Origin of the sequence: Amycolatopsis silviterrae, from assembly GCF_042684085.1 — a bacterium.
Classification (GTDB): domain Bacteria; phylum Actinomycetota; class Actinomycetes; order Mycobacteriales; family Pseudonocardiaceae; genus Amycolatopsis; species Amycolatopsis silviterrae.
Map to the genome: position 1 here is coordinate 62,375 of NZ_JBHUKS010000023.1, position 22,041 is coordinate 84,415.

Annotated in this window: 21 protein-coding genes; 13 read left to right on the plus strand and 8 right to left on the minus strand. The window is 70.3% G+C overall.

The window, feature by feature from the left end; translation table 11 throughout:
- Positions 1-50: 50 nt before the first annotated feature.
- The 5 genes from ACFSVL_RS28640 to ACFSVL_RS28660 all read left to right on the plus strand — a co-directional run bounded on the left by ACFSVL_RS28640 (position 51) and on the right by ACFSVL_RS28660 (position 3,947).
- Entirely contained in the window at positions 51-1,691 is a 1,641-nt protein-coding gene (locus tag ACFSVL_RS28640; protein WP_378308662.1) for an alpha/beta hydrolase, read from the plus strand.
- Positions 1,692-1,710: 19 nt separating this feature from the next.
- Positions 1,711-2,310 (plus strand): LppA family lipoprotein, encoded by a 600-nt coding sequence (locus ACFSVL_RS28645; RefSeq protein WP_378308663.1) that lies wholly within the window; start codon positions 1,711-1,713, stop codon positions 2,308-2,310.
- 65 nt (positions 2,311-2,375) lie between these two features.
- Positions 2,376-2,645 (plus strand): hypothetical protein, encoded by a 270-nt coding sequence (locus tag ACFSVL_RS28650; RefSeq protein WP_378308664.1) that lies wholly within the window; start codon positions 2,376-2,378, stop codon positions 2,643-2,645.
- Positions 2,642-3,616, plus strand: coding sequence for a hypothetical protein (locus ACFSVL_RS28655; RefSeq protein ID WP_378308665.1), 975 nt, complete (start codon positions 2,642-2,644; stop codon positions 3,614-3,616). The genes ACFSVL_RS28650 and ACFSVL_RS28655 overlap by 4 nt, the downstream gene beginning before the upstream one ends.
- A 55-nt stretch (positions 3,617-3,671) precedes the next feature.
- Positions 3,672-3,947: a hypothetical protein gene (locus tag ACFSVL_RS28660; RefSeq protein ID WP_378308666.1), complete on the plus strand. Its 276-nt coding sequence runs from the start codon at positions 3,672-3,674 to the stop codon at positions 3,945-3,947.
- A gap of 182 nt (positions 3,948-4,129) precedes the next feature.
- Here ACFSVL_RS28660 and ACFSVL_RS28665 read toward each other — a convergent pair whose 3' ends face one another.
- Entirely contained in the window at positions 4,130-4,669 is a 540-nt protein-coding gene (locus tag ACFSVL_RS28665) for a YciI family protein (protein ID WP_378308667.1), read from the minus strand.
- Between the two features lie 92 nt (positions 4,670-4,761).
- Between ACFSVL_RS28665 and ACFSVL_RS28670 the strand changes: the two genes are divergently transcribed.
- Positions 4,762-5,541 (plus strand): dioxygenase family protein, encoded by a 780-nt coding sequence (locus ACFSVL_RS28670; RefSeq protein ID WP_378308668.1) that lies wholly within the window; start codon positions 4,762-4,764, stop codon positions 5,539-5,541.
- An 82-nt stretch (positions 5,542-5,623) separates the two neighbouring features.
- Here ACFSVL_RS28670 and ACFSVL_RS28675 read toward each other — a convergent pair whose 3' ends face one another.
- Together ACFSVL_RS28675 and ACFSVL_RS28680 are read right to left on the minus strand one after the other, a co-directional pair.
- Positions 5,624-8,725 carry a beta strand repeat-containing protein gene (locus tag ACFSVL_RS28675; protein WP_378308669.1) on the minus strand — a complete coding sequence of 1,034 codons (3,102 nt, stop codon included), beginning with the start codon at positions 8,723-8,725 and terminating at the stop codon, positions 5,624-5,626.
- A gap of 178 nt (positions 8,726-8,903) precedes the next feature.
- Entirely contained in the window at positions 8,904-9,950 is a 1,047-nt protein-coding gene (locus ACFSVL_RS28680) for a hypothetical protein (protein WP_378308670.1), read from the minus strand.
- 297 nt (positions 9,951-10,247) lie between these two features.
- Between ACFSVL_RS28680 and ACFSVL_RS28685 the strand changes: the two genes are divergently transcribed.
- The 3 genes from ACFSVL_RS28685 to ACFSVL_RS28695 are packed head-to-tail and all read left to right on the plus strand — an operon-like array spanning position 10,248 to position 13,266.
- Positions 10,248-11,483, plus strand: coding sequence for an AI-2E family transporter (locus tag ACFSVL_RS28685; protein ID WP_378308671.1), 1,236 nt, complete (start codon positions 10,248-10,250; stop codon positions 11,481-11,483).
- Positions 11,480-12,613, plus strand: a complete 1,134-nt coding sequence (gene macS, locus ACFSVL_RS28690; RefSeq protein ID WP_378308672.1) for a MacS family sensor histidine kinase — start codon at positions 11,480-11,482, stop codon at positions 12,611-12,613. Before ACFSVL_RS28685 ends, macS begins: the two co-directional genes overlap by 4 nt.
- Positions 12,610-13,266 (plus strand): response regulator, encoded by a 657-nt coding sequence (locus ACFSVL_RS28695; protein WP_378308673.1) that lies wholly within the window; start codon positions 12,610-12,612, stop codon positions 13,264-13,266. Before macS ends, ACFSVL_RS28695 begins: the two co-directional genes overlap by 4 nt.
- Before the next feature lie 3 nt (positions 13,267-13,269).
- Here the strand turns inward: ACFSVL_RS28695 and ACFSVL_RS28700 are convergent, their stop codons facing one another.
- A complete protein-coding gene (locus ACFSVL_RS28700) occupies positions 13,270-14,250 on the minus strand; it encodes a hypothetical protein (protein WP_378308674.1) in 981 nt (326 codons plus the stop codon).
- 141 nt (positions 14,251-14,391) lie between these two features.
- Here ACFSVL_RS28700 and ACFSVL_RS28705 point away from each other — a divergent pair, with 141 nt between their 5' ends.
- Positions 14,392-15,054 carry a DUF1707 SHOCT-like domain-containing protein gene (locus ACFSVL_RS28705; RefSeq protein WP_378308675.1) on the plus strand — a complete coding sequence of 221 codons (663 nt, stop codon included), beginning with the start codon at positions 14,392-14,394 and terminating at the stop codon, positions 15,052-15,054.
- Between the two features lie 61 nt (positions 15,055-15,115).
- On the opposite strand, the gene ptsP is transcribed toward ACFSVL_RS28705, so the two are convergent.
- The 3 genes from ptsP to ACFSVL_RS28720 are packed head-to-tail and all read right to left on the minus strand — an operon-like array spanning position 15,116 to position 18,423.
- Positions 15,116-16,792 carry a phosphoenolpyruvate--protein phosphotransferase gene (gene ptsP, locus ACFSVL_RS28710; protein ID WP_378308676.1) on the minus strand — a complete coding sequence of 559 codons (1,677 nt, stop codon included), beginning with the start codon at positions 16,790-16,792 and terminating at the stop codon, positions 15,116-15,118.
- The gene (locus ACFSVL_RS28715; RefSeq protein ID WP_378308677.1) at positions 16,785-17,522 is read right to left on the minus strand and encodes a hypothetical protein; all 738 of its coding nucleotides are present in this window, start codon (positions 17,520-17,522) and stop codon (positions 16,785-16,787) included. Before ACFSVL_RS28715 ends, ptsP begins: the two co-directional genes overlap by 8 nt.
- A gap of 28 nt (positions 17,523-17,550) precedes the next feature.
- Positions 17,551-18,423: a ribokinase gene (locus tag ACFSVL_RS28720; protein WP_378308678.1), complete on the minus strand. Its 873-nt coding sequence runs from the start codon at positions 18,421-18,423 to the stop codon at positions 17,551-17,553.
- A 342-nt stretch (positions 18,424-18,765) separates the two neighbouring features.
- Between ACFSVL_RS28720 and ACFSVL_RS28725 the strand changes: the two genes are divergently transcribed.
- Positions 18,766-19,503, plus strand: coding sequence for a TetR/AcrR family transcriptional regulator (locus ACFSVL_RS28725; protein WP_378308679.1), 738 nt, complete (start codon positions 18,766-18,768; stop codon positions 19,501-19,503).
- Positions 19,504-19,509: 6 nt separating this feature from the next.
- Here the strand turns inward: ACFSVL_RS28725 and ACFSVL_RS28730 are convergent, their stop codons facing one another.
- Positions 19,510-20,247 (minus strand): SDR family oxidoreductase, encoded by a 738-nt coding sequence (locus ACFSVL_RS28730; protein WP_378308680.1) that lies wholly within the window; start codon positions 20,245-20,247, stop codon positions 19,510-19,512.
- Positions 20,248-20,400: 153 nt separating this feature from the next.
- On the opposite strand from ACFSVL_RS28730, the gene ACFSVL_RS28735 reads away from it, so the two are divergent.
- Positions 20,401-21,276 (plus strand): ABC transporter ATP-binding protein, encoded by an 876-nt coding sequence (locus ACFSVL_RS28735; protein ID WP_378308681.1) that lies wholly within the window; start codon positions 20,401-20,403, stop codon positions 21,274-21,276.
- Complete coding sequence (locus ACFSVL_RS28740; RefSeq protein ID WP_378308682.1) at positions 21,273-22,040, plus strand: hypothetical protein; 768 nt, start codon at positions 21,273-21,275, stop codon at positions 22,038-22,040. Before ACFSVL_RS28735 ends, ACFSVL_RS28740 begins: the two co-directional genes overlap by 4 nt.
- Position 22,041: the final 1 nt, after the last annotated feature.

Consider the following 22,041-nt stretch of genomic DNA (forward strand, 5'->3'; position numbering starts at 1 on the left):
ATTCCGGTGACGATTTCGGCAAGGTCATGCCGGTCGACGGCTGGACCGGGATGGCCGCCGACGACGCGGGGTCCGAGCATCGGCTTCTCCACTTCCGGATCGACAAGATGGCCGCCGGAGCCAGCGTCGTCCATAAAGCCTTGATGCAAGCTTCTGACGCGATTCCGGCGGTGCAGAACGCTATCCACGCTGCTGAAAACCTCGCCGAGAAGTACGGGTTCACTGTCGGCGACGGCGGTCAGCTCACCGATTCCTGGGCGGGAAAGGCCCTGCCCCAGGACATGCACCCCGAAGACAGGGCACGCGCGCAACAGCAGATCGTCGACGATGTGGCGCAGGCATTGCGGACGGCCGACGACATCGACAACGACCTCGCGTCGGTCCTGCACCGCGCTGCGCAAGGCGAGTTCGGCACCGGCGAGGACTCCACCGTCGCCGCGGCAGCCGCGGCAGCGGATTCCGGCAACCCCGGCCTCACTCCGCCCGAACCTCCACCGAACGCCTCCCCGTCCCAGAACGCCGCCTGGTGGGCCAGCCTTTCTTCGGCAGGGCAAGCGATTCTATTGCGCGACCACCCCGACTGGCTGGGAAACCGCGACGGACTCCCGGGAGCCGTCCGGTCCCAGGCCAATGTCGCGCGCTTGCCCGCCGAACGGGCCTCGCTGGAACGGCTGCACACCGCCGCGCAAGCCGTGGTCGACCAGACGAAGTCCGTCTACGACCCAAGCGGCAATCTCATGGTCAACGCTCTGCGCAATCTCGACCAGATCGACCGGAAGCTGCGCTCGCTGGACGCGATCGACGCTGCCATGGCTCACGGCGGACGGCAGTTGCTGACCCTCGACACGTCCGGGGAGCGAGTGAAAGCTGCCGTAGGTGTCGGCGACATCGACACCGCCGAGCACGTCGCGGTGTTCACCCCGGGCTTCACCTCGACGGTGGACCGCAGCCTCAAGGGCTACGACCAGGACATGGGCAACTTGCAGCAGCACAGCCAGAACCTCTCTTCCCGATACGGCGACCACGGCCAGGTCGCCACGGTGGCGTGGATCGGCTACGAGGCCCCGCAAACCGCTGACGTGCTCAACCCCGACAAGTCGGTGGGCTCCGACGGACTGGCGAAGATCGGCGCGCAAAAGCTGGACGGCTTCCTCAACGGGGTCGGCGCCGCGCACAACGCATCCGGGCAGCCGCTTCACCTCACCGCGCTCGGGCATTCGTATGGAAGCCTGACCACCGGCATCGCCTTGCAGAACGACACGCCCGTCAAAGACGCAGTGGTGTTCGGGTCTCCCGGGCTGGACATCAGCAACCGCAGCGACCTCAAGGTGCCGGAAGGGCACATGTTCTCCGAATGGTCGGATCAGGACCCGGTTCCCCGCCTGGATATCGCCAACAACTTCGGCACGTCCCCCTACGAAGGCATCTCGGGCGGGGCGCTCAACGACATTCAGCAACTATCCACAGGAGACGCCACCGGCGCGGACGGACCCCACCACATCACCCACGAACACGGCCAATATCTCGACGAGAACTCCACCAGCCAGTACAACATGGCCAGTGTCGTCGCGGGACGTCCCGACCTCGCCGTTCGGCACGTGCAACCGTGGGAGATGCCGGTCCCGCCACCGGCACCGGGCGAGCCGATTCCCGCGCCGCCCGGCCGGGAGCCTCAGCCGCCTCCGCGATGACAAGGAACCGCGACATCCCATGACACGCAAACACGGCCCGACAGCCACCGGACTGGCGCTGGCCTTGCTGGTGCTCGCCGGGTGCACCGGACCCGACACTCCGCCGGAGGACACGACCGTGGACCAGACAACCCAACAGTTCAACCAGCTCCTCCAGCGCCCCGACATCGACCAGGCCACCGTGCGCTACGAACAGATGTACAGCCGCGTCCGCGGTGCCATCGCCACGGCAGCCCCCGGCCTGAAGCCGTGGCAGATCACGAATCAGGCGGGCGGGTCGGCGTGCGGCAACGATTTCGCCGCCGTCAACACCGACTTGCGCACAGACGACGCAGTAGTCAAGGGCCTGCCGAACTGGACGGCCGAAGGCAACATTCCCGACGACAGGTGGCCGCACACGGTCGACGCAGTTCGCTCGATCGCCGCCGAGTACGGCTTCGGCACCAGCCAGGTCACGGTTGACCGGCCTGGTGATCACGAGGTCGTCTTCCGCGACGAATACCGGGCCGAACTCAACGTCGGCACCGCAGCGAACACCACCGTCCTGCTGCGCACTGGCTGTCATCTCACCGCCGCAGCCAAGAAACGCGGCGCACCGGCACCGAGGCCGACGTACTAGCCGCTGAACACAAGAGCTTTTGCCCGGCGCGCTGCGCTGGGCCGGTGAGACTGGGGAGGCTCACTATGGCCGTCACCATGTCCGGCGCTCGAACAGGCGCGGACACCGTCATGGGCGATGACGCGCACGCGTTGTTCGTAGCCCGCGTTCTGCTCCGGGCAGTGCGGCATCACCGCGGCGAGGACGACGTTGCCGCGGCCCGGACGCTCGGGTACCTGTTCAGGGAATGCACCACGTGCCAGCCGAGCACGGTCGCTCGGTTCTGCACGTGGCTTGACGACGTGCCGAGAACTGGCGGGCATGCCGCACGAGCGCTGGCTTCGGGGGTCTCGTGACCCAGCCGATCGGTCAGGATGCCGATGGAACCTGTGCATGCTCGGATCGGGACGAGAGATCCTTGCCGCAAAAGGAAAAGGCAAACAGCGGACTACCCGCTGGCGCGGACACCGCGGCGAGTGTGCGGGTGAACCGGCGATGGCCTCCGTACCCGCGCTTCGACGCCGAGTTCGTCTCGACGCTCGTCGATCGGCTGGACCTGTCGGGCGGCGTGCGCAAGGAGCTTGTCGACGGTCATCGCCGGTGCTCGCGGCGCCGCTGGCTGTTCGCTACAGCGGAGGTCATGTTCGTTGTGATGTATGCGGCGTTCGCTCTGCTGACCATGAGCGCGGCCGGTTTCATCCTGTCGGGAGTCGCCTCGCCCGCAGCCAAGATTTTCATCGCATACGGCGGACTGGTGGTGGCCCTTGTCCTCCTTCCTGCCGTCTTCTTCCGCGTCATCTGGTGGGACCGGTCGGCAGCCAGGCAGCGTGCGATCCGTGCGTGCGGACTGCTGCTGCGGCATGTGCGGATCGACGAGCACCGCACCAGTTGGCCGCAGCCGGGAACGTGGGTTCTCGCGCGGCTGGGGGTGATGGCGAAATCGGCGTTCACGATGGCGCGCGGCGGACGCCTGACCTGGACTGTTCCGCCCGCGGTGTCCGACCGGGCCACCAGTGTCGCGCTGCCGTTGCTGGACGTCGCATTGCCGGACGACATCGACCTGCCCGGCAGCGCGGCCTACCGGCAAGCGATCGCCGAGTTCGCCGCCGATGCCGCGTACCTTCTGCTCGCCGGCCGCCCGGATCTGCTCCCGCGACTGCGGCAGCGGTACAGCCACCGTCTCCGTCCCCGCGCCGCCGACTTGACCGATCGTGACGAGCGGTACGTCGATCCCCTGCGCGGCCGCACCCCGTGGGACGTGGCCAAGGACCACATCCTCCCGATCGTCGCAGTGCTGGTGTCGCTGGTCGCGATCCTTCGGAAGTGACTGGTCGGCAACCGTGGAGCAAGACGGCTGAGGGGATATGAAGGTTCCTAGGTGGTTGCGGCTGCTGTTGTTATCGCCGTCGGTGCTCGCGGTCGCGGTGGCGACCCGGCTGCTGTTGATGGCGAACCTCGACCCGATGGTGGCGATGAAGATCGCAACCACTGGTGGTTTGGTCGGCACCTTGGTGGGGACGATTGTGCCGCTGCTGCCTCCGTTCCTGCCGCTGTTCGTCGTGTGGCTGGCCATCGCCCGCCGCTACTTCCTGGCATTCATGGCGGCAATGTCCACGACGCTGGTGTCTCCTGCGAAAACCGGTGCAATGGAAGGTTGACGCCACATTTACCAGGGGGGATGGGCGTTCTTCTCCGACCAATTCAGCCAACCGGGGCTGTGGGCCGTAGCGACGCTGAGCATGATCGCAGCATTTGCTGCCTCAGTGACGCCGTCGGAATTGCTACCGGATCGACGGTCTTCGCCGTGATCCTGGCGCTCGCCTCCCGGCCGGGGTAATCGTCAGGAGCGACCGCCCGGCTGCCAGTGATGCACCTCGATCGCCGCATAGTGTTCGGCCGTAAGGATTTCCCGCGCCGCGCGCACGTCCGCCGCCTGCACCAGAGCGGCGGTGCCGAGCCAGGCGGTGCCGTCGTCTGACCACAGTGGACCGTAGGCGATCAGGGCGGCCGAAGAGGGCGGTTCGAGGTCGGCGGCGGGACCGGAACCCAAGCCCAGCACCAAATATCGGCTCCCTGCCGACAGATCGCCGGGGAACTCCCACATGGTGCGGCCAAGAGCGTTGTCCCAGCGGCGGATCAGCACGTCCCGGTAGGCACCGGCCTGGTAATTCGGTTCGGCGAAAGCGAATTCGCGGGCCGCGGCGGCGTCCGGGAGGTCGACGACGTGCACGCTGCCGGTGGGGATCTCGCCGTCCATGGTCGGGCCGCGCGCGATCAGTTCGGCGGCGTAACCGTCCATATAGGACCAATGCGCCTCGGCCAGCTCGGTGCGCAACGCGGCGGAGCCGGGGCGGTCGCGGTGGTAGCAGAAGAACTTCACCGGGCGAGTCTGCCGCACCCCAGGGCGAGTTCGCCAAGACCGGAAACTCGGCGTACGGTAGTAGTTGAAGTTTCAAACACTTGGAGGCAGCCATGGCGACCCGCACGCCGGTCCTGTACTTGAGCCACGGTGCGCCCCCGCTCGCCGACGACGCGACGTGGACCCGGCAGCTCGCGGAATGGTCCGCCGACCTGGCGAAACCTCGCGCCATCCTGGTCGTTTCGGCGCACTGGGAGGAGGCTCCGCTGACGCTGGGAGCCACCACGACGGTCCCGCTGGTCTACGACTTCTGGGGCTTCCCCGAGCACTACTACCAGGTCAAATACGCCGCACCCGGGGCACCGGAGCTGGCCGCGCGGGTGCGCAAGCTGCTGCATTCGACCGAAACCCCGGTGCACGACGCCCCGGACCGCGGCCTCGACCACGGCGCGTACGTCCCGCTGGTGGAGATGTTCCCGAACGCCGACGTTCCGGTACTGCAGATCTCCATGCCTTCGCTCGACCCGCGGGCGCTCTACGACCTCGGCCGCAAGCTCGCGCCGCTGCGCGACGAGGGCGTGCTGATCATCGGCAGCGGCTTCTTCACCCACAACCTCCGCGCGATGCGCGAGGTGAACGGCTCCGACGGAACCCCGCCGGGATGGTCGGCCGAGTTCGACCACTGGGGCGACGAAATGCTGCGCGCCCGCGACCTCGACGCGTTGCTCGATTTCCAGCACAAGGCCCCGGCCGCCGCGGTGGCGCATCCGCGGATCGAGCACTTCGCGCCGCTGTTCGTGTCGCTCGGCGCCAGTTCGGCCGAAGGCGAGGGCCGCACGGTGATCGACGGCTTCTGGCACGGGCTGGCGAAGCGGTCGCTCGAATTTTCCTGACCCAGCACGCAAAACGGGCCCGGAAGCACGTGGCTTCCGGGCCCGTCCGGGGTTACCCCCGGCACGCTTCAGGCGAAGCGGTTCACTTCTTGAAGAAGCTGGTCACCTTCGCGGCCAGCTTCTGCAGCGCACCCAGCTGACCAGTCGCGTCACCGGCACCCGGCACGGCCGGAGTGGTCGGCAGGGTCGTCGGGGCACCCGGAACGGCGGGCACCGCGGCGACCGCGGGCAGCTGGTTCAGCGTCGGCAGCGAGGTCTTCACCGGCAGCTGAGCGGGCAGGGCCGGAACGTCCGCACGCTCGGCACCCGCACCCGGCAGGGCCGGAACGCCCGGCAGACCCGGAACGGCCGGAGCCGACGGCAGCGTGATGCCCTTCTGCAGCCCGGACACCGAAGGCAGCACCGAAGCGCCCTTCAGCTGGTTCAGCTGGCCAAGCCCGGACAGGCCGTTGACCTGCGGCACGTCGGCCCGCTCGGCACCCGGCAGCGCCGGGGCGGGCAGCGTGGTGGCGGTGGGCAGACCGGACAGGCCCGGCAGCGCCGGGGCCGACGGCAGCGACGGAGCGGCCGAGGAGCCACCCGGCACGGCGGGCAGCGCGGGGAGCTGGTCTGCGCCCATCTCGCCGCCGATCGGCACATTGATGACCGGGTCCTCGTCGACGTCGGTCGAGTTGGGGGCCTCGGCGGTAGCCACGCCGAGCACCTCCAGCGGCACGCCGTAGACCTGCACCAGCGCACCCAGCGGGTGGTAGAAGTCGAAGCCGGAGAGGCCTTCGCCGGTGCCGTCGGTGTTGGTCGCGTCGTCGCCGACGGTCACGTCGGTGACGTTGTCGCCGACCGCGTGCGCCGTGCCGGCCGCGGCGACACCGTCGCCGAAGACCTGCGCGACGGCCGGAACCGGGAAGTCGAGGATGTCGCCCGAGATCGAGCCCTCGGTGCCCGAGGTGGTGTCCTTGCCGGCGTCGGTGACGACGGTGTTGTTCATCGAGTCGCCCGAGGACACGCCCGCCGCGGAGACCGCGTCGCCGAAGACCTGCGCCACCGGAGCGGCGTCCGCGCCGACGATGTCGCCCGCGACCGCGCCGCCGTCACCGTTGGTGTCGGCGTCGCCGCCCGCGGTGGAGGTGACGTCGTTGGTGGCGGTGCCGTGGCCGAGCGCGCCCCCGGCGACCCCGTCGCCGAAGATGGTGCCCGCACCGGCGATCGGCGCCTTGACGATGTTGCCGGCGAGCGCGCCGTCCTTGCCGTCGGCGCTGGCGTCGCCGCCCGCGGTCGAGTCGGTCAGGTTGTCCGACGTGCCGGTGCCGATGCCGGCCACCGAACCGCCGACGCCGTGGCCCTGAACCGGCAGCGAAACCGGAGCCTCGACGAGGTTGCCCGCGCCCGCGCCCTTCGCGCCGGTCGCGTGCACGTCGCCACCCGCGGTGGAGGTGGTGTCGTTGCTGGACTTGCCGTGGCCCTGTCCGACGAACGAGGCACCGGTGCCGAACACCTGCACCGGCAGCGAAGCCGGGACGGTGCCGAGGTTCGAGCTGAGGAAGCCGTTGTCGTCAGCGGTGTTGCCGCCGCCGCCCGCCTTCACGACCTTGGTCTCGGAGCCGTCGCCGGAGCCCTGGCCGACGAACGAGCCGCCCACGCCGAACACCTCGGCCGGAGCCGCCACCGGCACCTGCACGATGTTGCCCGAGCCGGACGAGTCGTTGCCCTGGCTGCCGTCGTAGTTGCCGGCGGTCACGGTCTTGGTCTCGGTCGAGGTGCCCGAGGCCTGGCCGATGTGGCTGCCGCCGATGCCGTGCACCTCGGGGGCGCCCGCGATCTGGCTGTTGACGATGTTGCCGGTCAGCGTCGAGCCGTTGCCGCGGGTGTAGCTGCCGTCGCCGGAGGTCGCGGTGGTGGTGTTGTCGCAGTTCGCGACCGCGCGGCCGATGTAGGTGCCGCCCACGCCGCAAGCCTCGACCGGGAGCGCCACGGCCGGGTCGACCACGTTGGCCGAACCGGCGGCGTCGTTGCCGCTGGTCTCCACGAAGCCGCCGGACTCGGCGGTGGTCTCGTGGGTGGAGCTGCTCTGGCGGCCGGCTTCCGAACCGGTGTCGGCGTTGCCGATCCACGAAGCGGCGACGGACGCGACGTTCGCGACCGGGCTCGCCTGCGCGGCGGCGGCGTTGCCGGAGAGGAACGACTCGTCGCCGTTGCTCTCGATGTAGGTCGGGATGTGGTTCAGCTTGCCGGTGCGGGTGTCGCCCGCCTTGGCGTCGGCCGAGGAGCTGGACACGGAGTCCGCGTCCGAGCCCCACGCGCCGGCGGCGTTGCCGTTGAACTTCACCGGCAGCGCGATCGGCGCGCCCACCACGTTGCCGCTGCCCGCGGCGCCCTTGCCGTCCGACGCGATGGAACCGCCGGAGGTGGCGGTGGTGTCGGCGGTGTAGTCGCTGTAGGCGTTGCCGAGGATCCAGGACGCGGCGTTGCCGGTCACCTGGACCGGGGTCGCGAACTGGCCGCCGACGACGTTGCCGGACAGGCCGGAGCCCTCGCCGGTGGTGTCGATGTTGCCGGTCTCGGTGGTGCTCTGGTGCGCCGAACCGCCCTTGACCGCGCCACTGCCGCCGGCCAGGCCGACGCCGTTGCCCGCGATCTGCACCGGCAGCGCGTAGTCGAGCGCCACGACGTTGCCCGCGAGGCCGGAGTGCTTGCCGTCGGTCGCGACGTCCTGGTTGTGGGTGTAGGTCTGGTCGTGCGAGGTGCCCTCGACCTTCGCGTCGCCGAGGACGCCGACCGCGTTGTCCACGATCTGGATCGGGACGACGACGTCACCGCTGACCTTGTTGCCCTTGAACGCGTCGCGGGTCGGCGTGATCTGCCGGGGCGCTTCGGTCTTCGGGAGGCTGCCGGTCAGGTTGCCCGCGGAGCCGGCGGGCGTCTTCGCCGAGGCGAGCGCCTCCTTCGCGGCCGAGGTGACGGGCTTGGTGCTGATCTCGTTCTTGACCGCCGGGAGGTCGGCCTGGCCGAGCGGGGTGCCGATGGCGTTGTTCGACGTGTCGACCGGAACGGTGACGTTCAGGTCGAGCGGCGAGGCCGGGGTGTCCGGGTTGACGTTCTCGTCGGCCGAGGCGATGCCGGTGCCCAGCATCAGCAACCCACCCGTGACCAACGCGGTCTGGAGTCCGCGCTTTGCCCAGGTCTGCATGGGATTTTTCTCCTTCATATCGGGGTCCCTTGCGGGTTTGTGGCGGTGCGGAATGCACCGGGGAATGCGTGCGCGGAAATTGCGCAGCGCGCGAAAAACCCGCGGGATATCTGTCGATGACGGCGACGGCGCACAAAGGTGGCCGAGGGTGCGTCAAAGACCCCGCGGGTGAAGTGGATCAGTCAGGAGTGACGCCGGGCTGCTCGCCCGGGGTGCGCGGCGTGTGCGCGAGGCCGGTGCGGGTCGATCCCGCCACGGCGTTGTCGACGGCGTCGGTGACCCACGAGGGGACGCCGAAGTTCAGGCCGTCGAGGTGTCCGCCGGGCGCGGTGCTGCCACCGGCCGGCGCGTTCGGGATGGACAGCGGCGCGGCCGGAAGCTGCGCCGGGGAGAACGGCGCGCCGGGCAGGCCCCGGTCGCCGTCGTGCCGCGACGGCAGCTCGGTGTCCTGCACCAGGTCGGTGGACGGAGCGGCCATCGACGGGAAGACCGACTGCAGTGCGTCGGACGTGGTCATCGCGGCGGCACCGAGATTCTGGTCCGCCTCGGCGGGCTGCTCGGGAATGCCCGGCGCGGGCAGCCGCTCGGCTCCGGAAACCGGACCGGCGGGCAGCTTCGGCAGGTCGACCAGGTCCGCGGGAGCGCTCGGGTCGAGCAGATCCCACAGCTGACGGCCGAAGTCCTGTGCGGCGGGCGGCGGGGTGGTCGCGTCCGCGATCACCTGGCGGGCGTCCTCCGGCTTGCGCGCGATGTGCTCGAGCGAGCCGAGCGTGCGCTGCACCGGCGTGACCACCGCGTGCTCGCCGAGGTCGCTCACCGCGGTGCTGACCTTTCCGGCGGCCTCCTGGCCGCTGGCGAGGTCGTCCCGGTGCGGGGCACCGAGCCGGTCGAACGAGCAGGCAGGCCGCGACGTGCCTGGTTCAGACCACGTGGTGGCGCCCTGTCCGCACGACGAAAGCCCTTGCGCGGCACCGGCGACGTCGCCCGCGAAGCGGGACACGCCGTTGGTGACGTCGCCGATTCCGGCGGTCGTCGCGTCGGTGACCGGCGTGACGCTCGCGCCGGGAGCGTCGGCTTCAGTGGTGTCCGCCGAAGCGGCGGAAGAGGAGACGGTCCACGCGGCCGCGGTGGCCGCGAGCGCGCCGCCGACGACGAGCAACGCACGCGACGCGAGACGGCCGAAGCGCGTCGCGCCCCGCCTCTCGTGCACAGCGTCGTTCGTCACAGGTGAATTCTCCTCGGGTAAAAATTGATTTCGGTTTTCGGCGGGAACGGCATAGTTCCGCGGTGGTGCAAAACCGAGACAACCAAATTTCCTCCCCGCCGCGCATCCTTGACACGGCTTGATGCCACCATCGTGTGAACAACACAGAGTGTGGCCGGGTCTCACGATGCGTCATCCCGGGAGAAGACGGCCGGTTACTCCAGAGTCGGTTCGCGCGGCACCGGCGAAGCGGTGATTCGCGCGTGCCCCCTGGCGATCCGCCCGGTTTTCGTCGACAGGGCCGATACGGTTGACCCCGTGAGCCAGCCTGGGCGCGGACAACGCGAACAACCGTCCCTTTCCGAACCGGTCGCCGACGTCACCGGCTTCATCCCGCGCGGCCTGCGCGTGTCCGCCGCGCTGTCGTGGCGGTTCATCGTGGTGATCGCCGCGCTGTACGCGGTGGTGTGGCTGCTGGGCTACCTGGCCTCGGTCGTGGTGCCGGTGTCGATCGCGCTGCTGCTTTCGGCGCTGCTGGCCCCGGCGGTGTCGCGGCTCGTGCAGATCCGCTTCCCGCGCGGGCTCGCCACCGCGATCGTGCTCGTGGCCGGGCTCGCCGTGCTCGGCGGGCTGCTGACGTTCGTCATCACCCAGTTCTCCAGCGGCCTCCCGGAACTGCAGCAGCAGCTGACCACCAGCCTCAACCAGATCAAGGACTGGCTGATCAACGGTCCGCTGCACCTGCGCCAGGAGCAGATCCAGGACTTCATCAACCAGGCCATCGGCTTCCTGCAGAACAACCAGGCGTCGATCACCACCACCGCGCTGACCACCGCGGGCACCGTCGGCGAGATCCTCACCGGCTTCGTGCTGACGCTGTTCGTCACGATCTTCTTCCTCGCCGGCGGCGACGGCATCTGGTCGTTCCTGGTGCGCGGCGTGCCGCAGCGGGTGCGCACGCGGGTGGACGTGGCGGGACGGCGCGGGTTCGCGTCGCTGGTCAGCTACATCCGCGCGACGGCGGCGGTGGCCGTGGTCGACGCGGTCGGGATCGGCATCGGGCTGTGGATCGTCGGCGTGCCGCTGGTGATCCCGCTGGCGACGCTGGTGTTCCTCGGCGCGTTCATCCCGATCATCGGCGCGCTGATCACCGGCGGCGTCGCGGTGCTGATCGCGCTGGTGTCCAAGGGCATCATCGGCGCGGTGGTCGTGCTGGCCATCGTGGTCGGCGTGATGCAGCTGGAAAGCCATGTGCTGCAGCCGCTGCTGCTCGGCCGCGCGGTGCGGCTGCACCCGCTCGCGGTGGTGCTCGCGATCGCCATCGGGCTGGTCGCCGCCGGCATCTCGGGCGCGCTGCTCGCGGTGCCGCTGCTGGCCGTGCTCAACTCCGGGGTCCGGTCGCTGCTGCACGAACACGATCCCGATCCATCGACAGTCGACGCGCTGCACAGCCAGGCCGCGAACCCGAACGACAATCCCCAAGACAGCAAGGCCAGCAAGGACTCCGGCGACAAGAACGACAAGGACGCCGGGTCCGGCGAAGACGAGAAGTGAGCGTTCGTTCCACCCGGGATCCAGCGACGCCGCTGTGGCGCGGCGTCGTGGTGCTTCGTGTCGTCACGTGGTTGTTCGCGCTGGCAGTGGTGATCGCGCACCACTCGGACTTCCAACGGCCGTGGCTGGCGTGGCTCGTCGTCGGGGTGATGGGCGCGTGGTCTGTCGTGTCGAGCCTCGCGTACATGCGCGAGAGCGGACGGCACCGCTGGCTGGTGATTTTCGACGTCGTACTCACCACAGCGCTCATGCTCACGTCGCCGTGGATCCTGTCGGACGCTCAGTACGACGCTGCTTCGCCGTTGATCACCACAGTGTGGGCCGCGGGCGGCCCCCTCGCGGCGGCAACGCGCTTCGGTGCGCGCGGCGGCGTAGTGGCTGGCCTCGTCGTGGCAGTCGGTACTGGAATCGCACGCGAGAAGGTCGATCTCGACGTCGTGCGTGACGGGGTGCTGCTGTGCGCGAGCAGTCTCCTTGTCGGCATGGCGGCGACGCTCGCGCGTAGCTCCGCCGAAGCGCTCGCGCGCGCTCTTCGCACCGAAGCAGCGACGGCCGAGCGTGAACGCCTCGCGCGTTCGATTCACGACAGCGTGCTTCAGGTGCTCGCGCGCGTACGGCGTCGCGGTCTCGAAGTGGGCGGCGAAGCAGCTGAGCTGGCACGGCTCGCGGGGGAGCAGGAGATCGCGTTGCGCGCGTTGGTGAGCAGCGAGCCGACACGGTCCGGCGACACCGCGGATCTCCGTTCGGCGCTGCAGCTGCTGGCGACCACGTCGGTGCAGGTGTCGACGCCGGCCGGCACCGTGGACCTGCCCGCGCACGTGACCGAGGAGCTCGTCGCGATCACCCGCGAGGCGCTGGCCAACGTGGAGAAACACGCTGGTCCGGATGCGCACGCCTGGGTGCTGCTGGAGGATCTCGGCGGTGAGGTCGTGGTGAGCATCCGCGACGACGGCCCTGGCATCGAGGGCGGCAGGCTGGAACGGGCGGCCGCCGAGGGCCGTCTCGGGGTAGTGAAGTCGATTCGCGGCCGGGTGGCCGACCTCGGCGGGACCGCGGTGCTGGACAGCGCTCCCGGCCGGGGCACGGAGTGGGAAGTGCGAGTGCCGGCGACGGTGAGGGACGGACGATGACGGAACGGACGATCTCCGTGATGGTGGTCGACGACCACCCGATCTGGCGCGACGGCGTGGCCCGCGACCTCAGCGAGAACGGGTTCGAGGTGGCCGCGACCGCCCCGGACGCCCCGGCGGCGATCCGGATCGCGCGCGCGGTGCGGCCGGACGTGGTGCTGATGGACCTCAACCTCGGCGGCACGTCCGGGGTCGAGGCGACCCGCGAGATCACCACGGCCGCGCCGGACACGCGGGTGCTGGTGCTCTCGGCCAGCGGCGAGCACAGCGACGTGCTGGAAGCGGTGAAGGCGGGCGCGTCGGGCTACCTGGTGAAATCCGCGTCCGCGGCGGAGCTGGTGGACGCGGTGCGCCGCACGGCCGACGGCGATCCGGTGTTCACCGCCGGGCTGGCCGGTCTGGTGCTCGGCGAGTACCGGCGGATGGCCGACGCTCCGGAAGGCGCGCCGGAGCCGCCGCGGCTCACCGATCGCGAGACCGACGTGCTGCGGCTGGTCGCGAAGGGGCTGACCGCGCGGCAGATCGCGGAGCGGCTCGTGCTGTCGCACCGGACGGTGGAAAACCACGTGCAGTCGACGTTGCGGAAGCTCCAGCTGCACAACCGGGTCGAGCTGGCGAGGTACGCGATCGAGCACGGGCTGGACGAGGACTGAGCTTTACGAAGTAGCCACCCCGGCCGCCTGCTGCGCGGAGGCGAGTTTCGCCTTCCCCAGCCGCCACGCCGGTTCGCCCGGATGCCACGCCGCGACGGCCCCGTCGTCCACGACCAGGTCGCCGGCCTCCGTCCACTCCAGGCCGGAGCGCTTGAGGTTCTCCGTCGAGTACGGCATCGAGGGAGCCTGCTGCCAGGTGCCGTCGCGCAGGTTCAACAGCCACAGGTCCCGGGTCTGCGTGCCGGTTCCGGGAAACGACGGGGTGCCGAAATCGACCACCGCGACACCGCCGTCCCGGCTGGGCAGCACGGCCGGATTGGGCTCCGGCACCGGCAGGGTCACCGGTTTCCGTGCCCCGCTGCGCAGGTCGAGCACGGTCAGATCGGTGAGTTCGCCGAGGACCAGCCGGTCGCCCGCCGCGGCGAGAATGCGCGGCGACTGGTGCACAGAGCGTCCAGTGGCCGGGTCGATGAGCACGTCGACCGTGTTCGCGGTGCCGCTGCCGACGGTGATCAGCAGCCCGCGCGACGTCTCTACCCGGACCAGCGTCCGGCACGACGCCACCGTGCCCCGGCCGAAGGAGATACCGGTGAGCGCGACGTGCTCCAGCCGGCAGAGGTCCGGACTGTCCTGCCGGATCAGCCACACGCTGGTGCCGTCCGCCCCCGGTGCCGCACTCACCGCTTTGCCGAGCGACCGCGGGGTCGAAAGCCCCAGGTAGACATACACTTCGGCCGGTTCGCAGCCGGATGCCTGGCAAGGCGGCGCGGTCAGCACGACCGGGGTGTGGCCGGCGCGCAGCACGGACACCACCCGCCGCCCGCCGGGAACCCCGGGCAGAGTTCCGCGCACGCCCGTGTCGGCGTCGAACACCGTCGGCGGGGACGTGGCCAGCAGCAGCTCCACGCCGATGCCGCCGGTGGCGACGCGACCGTCGAGGCCGGTCGGCGGCGGGGTGGTCGGCTTCGGGCGGGCCGAACTCACGGGAGCGGGTGCGGGAGCCTCGCTCGTGCAGGCGCTCAGCAGCCAGCAGGCCGCGACCAGGGCGACCGACGCGCGGAATACGGGACCGTTCAGGGTTTTTCCCCGATCTGCCAGCGGAAATGGAGTTCTACCATCGAACCCATGGCCGAGGAAGAGACGACCGCCGCGCAGCCCGCGACCGAGACCAAGCCGTTGACCGAGCGCGACATCCGGGTGTCCGACGACGAGCGCGAACACGTGGTCGGGGTGCTGCAGAAAGCCATCGGGCAGGGGATGCTCACCCTCGACGAGTTCACCGAGCGCACCGATCAGGCGCTCGCGGCCCGCACCAGGGGCGAGCTCAACGCCGTCCTCGCGGACCTGCCCGGGCTGGTGCACCCTGGCGCGGCTCCGCAGTACGCGCCGCTGCCCGATCCGCCCGGCTACGGGCCGAACTACGGCCTTGGCCAGCGGCTCGAACTCAACGCCAAGTACTCGTCCCTGCAGCGCAGCGGCCCGTGGCAGGTGCCTGCCGCGATGGTGGTGCGCAACAAGTACGGCAGCACCAAGCTCGACTTCACCGAGGCGCGCGTCGCGACCCCGGTGGTGCAGATCGAACTGGACTCGAAGTGGGGTTCGGTCGAGCTGATCCTCCCGCAGCACGCGGCGGTGGACTACAACTCGATCACCGAGATCAAGTTCGGCTCGCTCGACGACAAGACCGGCAGCAACGGCCGCGCGGGCACCCCGCGTTACGTGCTGACCGGCCGCATCCACGGAGGCTCGCTGGTCATCCGCCACCCTCGGCGGGGCATCTTCGGCTGACCAGCGGCAGGCGCCGGATCCGGTACCCCATCTCTCCCGGGTCCGGCGTCCCCTTATGCCCTTATGCCGAAAGCGCGTCCGCGACGGCCTTGCGCGCCGAGGCCGGATCGGCGGTGGCGAGCGCCGCCGCCGCGATCTCGCGGGCCCGTTCCCGCGACACCGTAGCCAGGCTCGCGCCGACCGCCCGGATCGCCGGGGCGTTCATCGACAGGCTGGTCAGGCCGAGCCCGGCCAGCACCAGCGCGAGCCGCGGGTCAGCCGCCGCCTCGCCGCACACGCCCGCCGGTTTGCCGGTCGCTTCCGCCGCGTCGCCGATCAGCTTGAGCAGGCGCAGCAGACCGGGCTGCCACGGGTCGTTCAGCTTCGCGACCGCGCCGAGCTGACGGTCGGCGGCGAAGGTGTACTGGGCCAGATCGTTCGTACCGACCGACACGAAATCGACCACGCCGAGAATCTCCTGCGCCAGCACCGCGGCGGCGGGGATCTCGATCATCACGCCCGCCCGCGCGATCCCGGCGGCGCGCACGCGCTCGGCGAACCACGCGGCTTCCTCGACGGTGCCGACCATCGGGGCCATCACCGAAACCTCCGCGCCGGAGTCCTCCGCCGCGCCCGCGATGGCTTCGAGCTGCCGGTCGAGCACCTCGGGCCGGTCGAACGCGATCCGCAGGCCGCGGACGCCGAGCGCCGGGTTGGGTTCGTCGTCCGGGGACAGGAACGCGAGCGGTTTGTCCGCGCCCGCGTCCAGCGTGCGCACGATGACCGGCTTGCCACGGAACGGCGAAAGCACTGCGGCATAAGCTTTTCGCTGCTCTTCGACGGTCGGCTCGGCCGGTGCGTCGAGGTAGCAGAATTCGGTGCGGAACAGTCCGACGCCCTCGGCGCCCGCGTCCGCCGCGGCCTGTGCGTCGGCCGGGGAGCCGACATTGCCGTACACCTTCACCCGGTGCCCGTCGGACAGCTCGCCGACGCCGTTCCATTCGGCCGGGCCGGAAGCGGCGGCGGTGACGATCGGCGCGGACGCGTCGACCGCCTCGATCACGCCGGTGTCGCCGTCGACCGACAGCGCCTTGGCGTCGGAGGCCAGCAGCCCGCGCACCGCGACGACGGCCGGAATCCCCAGCGCCCGCGCGAGAATCGCGGTGTGGCTCGTCGGGCCGCCCTCCTCGGTGACCAGCGCGAGCACCTTCGCCGGGTCGAGCCCCGCGGTGTCGGCCGGCGCGAGGTCGCGGGCGACGAGCACGCTCGGCGACGTCAGCTCGGGCACCCCGGGCGGGGCGACGCCGAGCAGTTCGGCGACGAGCCGGTCGCGCACGTCACGGACGTCGCGGACCCGCTCGGCCATGTACCCGCCTGCCGCCGCCAACGCGTCGGCGAAGCCTTCGGCGGCCTGGTAGACGGCGCGGGCCGCGGGTAGGTTCCGCGCCGTCACCAGCTGTTGAGCCTGAGCGGCGAGCGCCGGGTCGGCGGCCATCGCGGCGGTCGTGACGAGGATCGTCGCGGCTTCGCCGGTCGCGGCCTCGGCCTGCGCTTCCAGCCGCGCGGCGACCGCCTGCGCGGCGGGTTCGATCCGGGCCGCCTCCGCCGCCGGGTCGTCCGGCGCGGGCGTGCTCGCGGGTTCCCCGAGCGGCTCGGCGACCCGCACGACGGGTCCGCTCGCGCGTCCGGGGCTCACCGCGACCCCGGTCAGCGAGGAACCGGAAGCGGACTCGGCCGGAGCGGCAGCACTCTCAGACATGGTCTAGACCATAGCTCACGTAGACGGCGATCTCCCGGGGCGCCGCACCCGTTTCCCGATTTCGCACCCGTTCGACCACCGGACGGACCTCCTCGTGCCACCAGGCGCTAGCCAGTTCCGCGCGGTCGCGGAGCACCCGGCCCCGCAAAGTCTGCCGGAAACCCCAGGCCTCCGCCGAGTCCGCGAGCCGGAACCAGTCCGCGGGGTCGTCCAGCCACAGATCCGTCCGGTCCGCGTCGGCGAGCGGGACGCGCTCCAGAAACAGCCGCTCGGCCTTCTTCGACGGCAAGTCCGCCAGCGTCAGGCAGCGCATCGCCCACGCGACGGTGCACACCGATCGCACCTCGGCTTTGACCGTCTCGGCACCACGTGCCCTGGCCAGCGCGATCCGGTGATGCCCGTCCTCCACGAAGTACATGTCGCCCAGCCGCATGAGCCGTACCGGCGGCAGTTCCCCGACGGCGTCGGCGATCGCCCGCCAGCGCTCCCGCAGAGCTCGGTTGAGGGGCCGGAACAGCCGGTCGAAGTCCTCGGCGCGCGCGAGCGACCCGACCACGCCGTCAACCGGCACGGAGCGCAAACCCTCGTAGGTCTCCGCAGTTCTGCCCAGCGCGGCGAGGGTTTCGTCGAGCGGCATCAACGCCAGCGGATCACGCCGCCGCGCTGCCGCGGTCCTCCGCAACCGGGTCGCGTACCCCTGCCACCACGCCGAACCGAACGAATCGCCCACGTGATCCACAACACGCGGCAAGCGTGGCTCATTCCAGTTCGGCCGCCGTCGGGTAGGACGGCTGGGCACCGTGCCTGGTCACGGTCACCGCGGCCACCTTTACCGCCCGTTTGGCGGCTTCGACCAGGTCAGCGCCGTCGGCGAGCGCGGCCGCCAAGGCACCGGCGAACGCGTCGCCCGCGCCGGTGGTGTCGACCGCTGCCACCTTGGGCGACTCGACGGTTGTCGACTTGTCTCCCTCGATCACCGCCGCGCCCTTGGCCCCGAGCGTCACGACCGCCGCGCGCGGGCCGAGTTCGAGCAGCTTGCGCGGATCCACGTCGTCCGCGCCGAGCAGGTACGCGGCCTCGTGCTCGTTGACCAGCAGCACGTCCAGCGCGGCCAGCGTTTCCGCCGAGACCTCGGCTGCTGGGGAGAGGTTCAGCAGCACCCGCACACCGTGTTCGCGCGCCCGCACGACCGCGCGTTCGACGGTCGGCAGCGGCACTTCCAGCGAGGCGACCAGCACGCGGACGCCGTCCAGCGCCTCGTCGGTGATGTCGCCGGGTTCCAGCGCGGAGTTCGCGCCGGGGGAGACGAGGATTGAGTTTTCCCCGTCCGGAGTCACGGTGATGTAGGCGATTCCGGTGGGCCGCTCGACCGTTCGCACGAATTGCGCATCAACACCGGCATTGGACAACGAATCGCGCAGCATCCGGCCGTAGGGATCGTCGCCGACCGCGCCGAGCAGCGCGACGTCCGCACCGAGCTTTCCCGCCGCGACCGCGGTGTTCGCCCCTTTGCCGCCGGGGGACAACGCGGTGTCGCCGCCCAGCACCGTCTCGCCGCCGCCGGGGCGACGGTCGACCGGCACCACCAAATCGGCATTCGCGGAGCCGACTACCAGTACCGCAGCACTCATGGCCGCCACTCTGCCACGACCCGTCCTTTCCGCCATCTGTGCCCGAAAGTGAAAGCGTTTGTAACTTTCGCGGCGCTCAGTGCGACAATCAGGCGGAACAGCGGCTGTCCGTCACTCGATCGGGGGATCCGTATCCCCCGGGCGTCACTTCTGCGACGGGCTTCGCTCTTCTTCGAGCGTCACCGGACTTGAGCCGATGACGTTGCCCCGACCGGAAGCGCACCGGAGAGGGCATCGGGTCGCCGGCGCCGATCACGTAGCCCCCCGAGTGATCGGCGTCGGCGGCGCCCCGATTCGCGCGCCAGGCCCTAAATCGGTGTCCAGACCACCTAGACTGCCCAGATGAGCAGCCCCACACGCAGGGGTCGCGCGCGAGCGGCTACCGAATCCGACATCCGCCGGACCGCGCGGAAACTGCTGGTAGGCCAGGGCCCGGAAGCCGTCACGCTGCGCGCCATCGCCAGAGAGCTTGGCATCACCGCGCCGGCTCTCTACCGCTACTACGAATCCCGCGACGACCTGCTGGAAAGCCTCCGTCTCGACGTCTGCACCGACCTCGCCGCCGAAATCGCCGAGGACATCGCGGAGCTGAAGGACGAGGGCCTGCTGCAGCTGTTCCAGATCTGCAAGGGGTTCCGCCGCTGGGCGCTGACCCACACCAAGGAGTTCACCCTGGTGTTCGCGTCGCCGACCGGGGCCACCGGCACGGCGACCGGCAGCGCGCTGCGCAGGCTCGACGAGCCGTTCGGCCGGATCTTCCTCGCCGCGGCCGGCCACGTGCTCGCCCAGCACGACCTGGTCATGCCGCCGAACGACGTGGTCCCGCCCGAACTCCGCGACGACCTCACCGCGTTCCAGGAAGACCTGCTCACGGTGCTCAAGGAGTCCGGGCGGGAGATTCCGCCGGAGAAGCTGGACCTCGGGCTCACGTACCTGATGATCACCTTCTGGGCGCGGCTCTACGGCCACGTGACCCTCGAGGTGTTCGGCAACTACCCGATCCCGGTGTCCAAACCGGACGTCCTGTTCGAGGCCATGCTCACCGACCTCGCCCGGGACGTCGGGCTCTACACCGGCTAGCGAGGCCTAGGCCGCGTGGCCGCCGTCGACCGAAATGATCGAGGCGGTCAGGTAAGCGCTGGCCGGCGAGGCGAGGAAAGCCACCGTGTCGGCCACCTCCTCGGGCTTGCCGTACCGGCCGACCGCGGTCATGGACGCCTGGTCCGCGGCGTACGGGCCGTCGGCCGGGTTCATGTCGGTGTCGGTGGGTCCCGGGTGCACCAGATTCACCGTCACGCCATTCGGGGCCAGTTCGCGGGCCAGCGCCTTGGTCAGCCCGACCATCGCGGACTTGCTGACCGCGTACAGCACCATCCCCGGCCCCGGCACGCGATCGGTCACGCAGCTGCCGATCGTGATCACCCGGCCGCCTTCGCGCAGATGCGCGGCGGCGGCCTTGGTCGCGGCCAGCACCCCGCGCACGTTCACCGCCAGCACGCGGTCGACGTCGTCCATCCCGGTCTGCTCCAGCGGCCCGACGAAGCCGACGCCCGCGTTGTTGACCAGCACGTCCAGCCGCCCGAACTCGGCGACCGCCGCTTCTACCGCGGCTTCCACGGCCGCCGAATCCGCGCTGTCGGCACCCACCGCGAGCGCACGCCGTCCGAGCGCCTTGATCCGGTCGACCACAACCGCGGCCTGCTCGGCGTTCACCGCGTAGGTGAGCACCACATCCGCCCCAGCCTCGGCGAGCCGCAGTGCCGTAGCCGCACCGATTCCGCGGCTCCCACCAGTCACCAGCGCCACTTTGCCGTCGAGGTTCATGTCCGTCCTTTCCGTTTGTTTCGCTTTCAACCATCGAAGCGCCGAACGGCGGGCGAAGCTGGCGTCTTTCGGTCGCGGCGGTTCGATTCCGCACCCGGGCGGCCACAGCGTGTGACAAACTCCTGCCAGCGGGAAAACGGGGAGGGGGACGGGTTGCTGCACGTCCAAGAGCTGGTGAAGGTCTACAACCAACGCCGGGTGGTCGACACCGTGTCGTTCAGCCTGCGGCCGGGCACGGTGACCGCGTTCCTCGGACCGAACGGCGCCGGGAAATCGACCACGCTGCGGATGATCTGCGGTCTGACCACGCCGACGTCCGGCACCGCGACCATCGCCGGCCGCCGCTTCGGCGAGTGGCCCAACCCGGCGCACGTCGCGGGCGTGCTGCTCGACGCGTCCGCCGTGCACCCCGGCCGCACCGGCAGGCATCATCTGCGCAACGCCGCGAAACTGATGCGGCTGCCCGCCGTACGGGTGGACCAGGTGCTCGGGCAGGTCGGCCTCTCCGACGCGGCGAACCGGCGGATCGGCAAGTACAGCCTCGGCATGCGGCAGCGGCTCGGCATCGCGCAGGCGCTGCTGTGCGATCCGCCGGTGCTGATCCTCGACGAACCGATCAACGGCCTCGACCCGGACGGAATCCGCTCCACCAGGCAGTTGCTGCGCGGGTACGCCCAGCGCGGCGGCACCGTGCTGTTGTCAAGCCACGTGCTGTCCGAAGTGGACCAGACCGCGGACCGCGTGGTGATGATCGGCCAGGGCCGCGTCGTCGCCGACGGTCCGCTGGAGAGCTTCGCCGGACCGGCCCGCACGCTCATCCGCACCGCCGACCTGCCCCGGCTGACCTCCGCGCTGCACAACGCCAGACTCGAACTGCGCCAGACCAGCGCGGACGGAGTGTCCGTAGCCGCCCCGATGAAACAGGTGTCCGACCTCGCGTTCGCCGCCCGCGTGCAGGTGCTGGAGCTGCGCGAGGAACAGCAGAACCTGGAAGAGCTTTTCTTCCGGCTCACCGGAGGAGCCCGATGATCCCGGCGCAGGCGCCCGCGTGGCAGGCCCCGGCACAGCGGCGCGCGTCGTTCGGCACCGTGGTGGGCGTCGAACTGCGGAAGATGACCGCGACGATGGCGGACAAGATCCTGGTGGTCTCCGCGCCGATCCTGCTGGTCGCGCTGTCGCTGCTGTTCTTGCAGGGCGGACTGCGCGACTACACGCTCGACAAGCAGCTGCTGCCGGTATTCCTCACGATCCGGCTCGGCGCGGTGCTGATGAACGTCGTGCTCGTGAAGCTGATCGCCGCGGAATGGCATTACCGAAGCGCGCAGCCGACCCTGCTCGCCCAACCGTCGCGGCTGCGCTATGTGCTCGCACAGTCCGCCATCGCGATCGGGGTCTGGCTGGTCACTTCGGGGCTGAACCTGCTGATGACCTTCACCTATTACCGAAGCCAGCTCGACGGATACGACACGCAGTTCCTGCTCGACGCCCGGCCCGGCGCGATGGTCGCGACGATTCTGCTCGGCGGCTTCTGCATGACCCTGCTCGCGGTCACCATCGGCTGGCTGATCCCCAACACCGCCGGATCGATCACCGCTTACGTCCTGCTGTCTCTGCTGTTCGTGTTCCTGCAGAGCGGCATCGACTACGCGGGATGGGTCGATCCGGCCGAACCCGCGCGGCAGCTCGCGGGGATCGCCAAGCACGGACCGGTCGCGCTGGCCGCGTCGATGGTGGTGTGGATCGGCCTGGCCGGGGTCGCGATCTGGCGGGCGGGTACGCGAGAAGCGGCGTGAC

Excerpts from the sequence above, each read along its gene's own strand:
- ACFSVL_RS28640 (WP_378308662.1), top strand. The coding sequence starts at position 51 with ATGGCCGCCGACGACGCGGGGTCCGAGCATCGGCTTCTCCACTTCCGG.
- ACFSVL_RS28645 (WP_378308663.1), top strand. The coding sequence starts at position 1,711 with ATGACACGCAAACACGGCCCGACAGCCACCGGACTGGCGCTGGCCTTG.
- ACFSVL_RS28650 (WP_378308664.1), top strand. The coding sequence starts at position 2,376 with ATGGCCGTCACCATGTCCGGCGCTCGAACAGGCGCGGACACCGTCATG.
- ACFSVL_RS28670 (WP_378308668.1), top strand. The coding sequence starts at position 4,762 with ATGGCGACCCGCACGCCGGTCCTGTACTTGAGCCACGGTGCGCCCCCG.
- ACFSVL_RS28675 (WP_378308669.1), bottom strand. The coding sequence starts at position 8,725 with ATGCAGACCTGGGCAAAGCGCGGACTCCAGACCGCGTTGGTCACGGGT.
- ACFSVL_RS28695 (WP_378308673.1), top strand. The coding sequence starts at position 12,610 with ATGACGGAACGGACGATCTCCGTGATGGTGGTCGACGACCACCCGATC.
- ACFSVL_RS28705 (WP_378308675.1), top strand. The coding sequence starts at position 14,392 with ATGGCCGAGGAAGAGACGACCGCCGCGCAGCCCGCGACCGAGACCAAG.
- ptsP (WP_378308676.1), bottom strand. The coding sequence starts at position 16,792 with ATGTCTGAGAGTGCTGCCGCTCCGGCCGAGTCCGCTTCCGGTTCCTCG.
- ACFSVL_RS28720 (WP_378308678.1), bottom strand. The coding sequence starts at position 18,423 with ATGAGTGCTGCGGTACTGGTAGTCGGCTCCGCGAATGCCGATTTGGTG.
- ACFSVL_RS28725 (WP_378308679.1), top strand. The coding sequence starts at position 18,766 with ATGAGCAGCCCCACACGCAGGGGTCGCGCGCGAGCGGCTACCGAATCC.
- ACFSVL_RS28730 (WP_378308680.1), bottom strand. The coding sequence starts at position 20,247 with ATGAACCTCGACGGCAAAGTGGCGCTGGTGACTGGTGGGAGCCGCGGA.
- ACFSVL_RS28740 (WP_378308682.1), top strand. The coding sequence starts at position 21,273 with ATGATCCCGGCGCAGGCGCCCGCGTGGCAGGCCCCGGCACAGCGGCGC.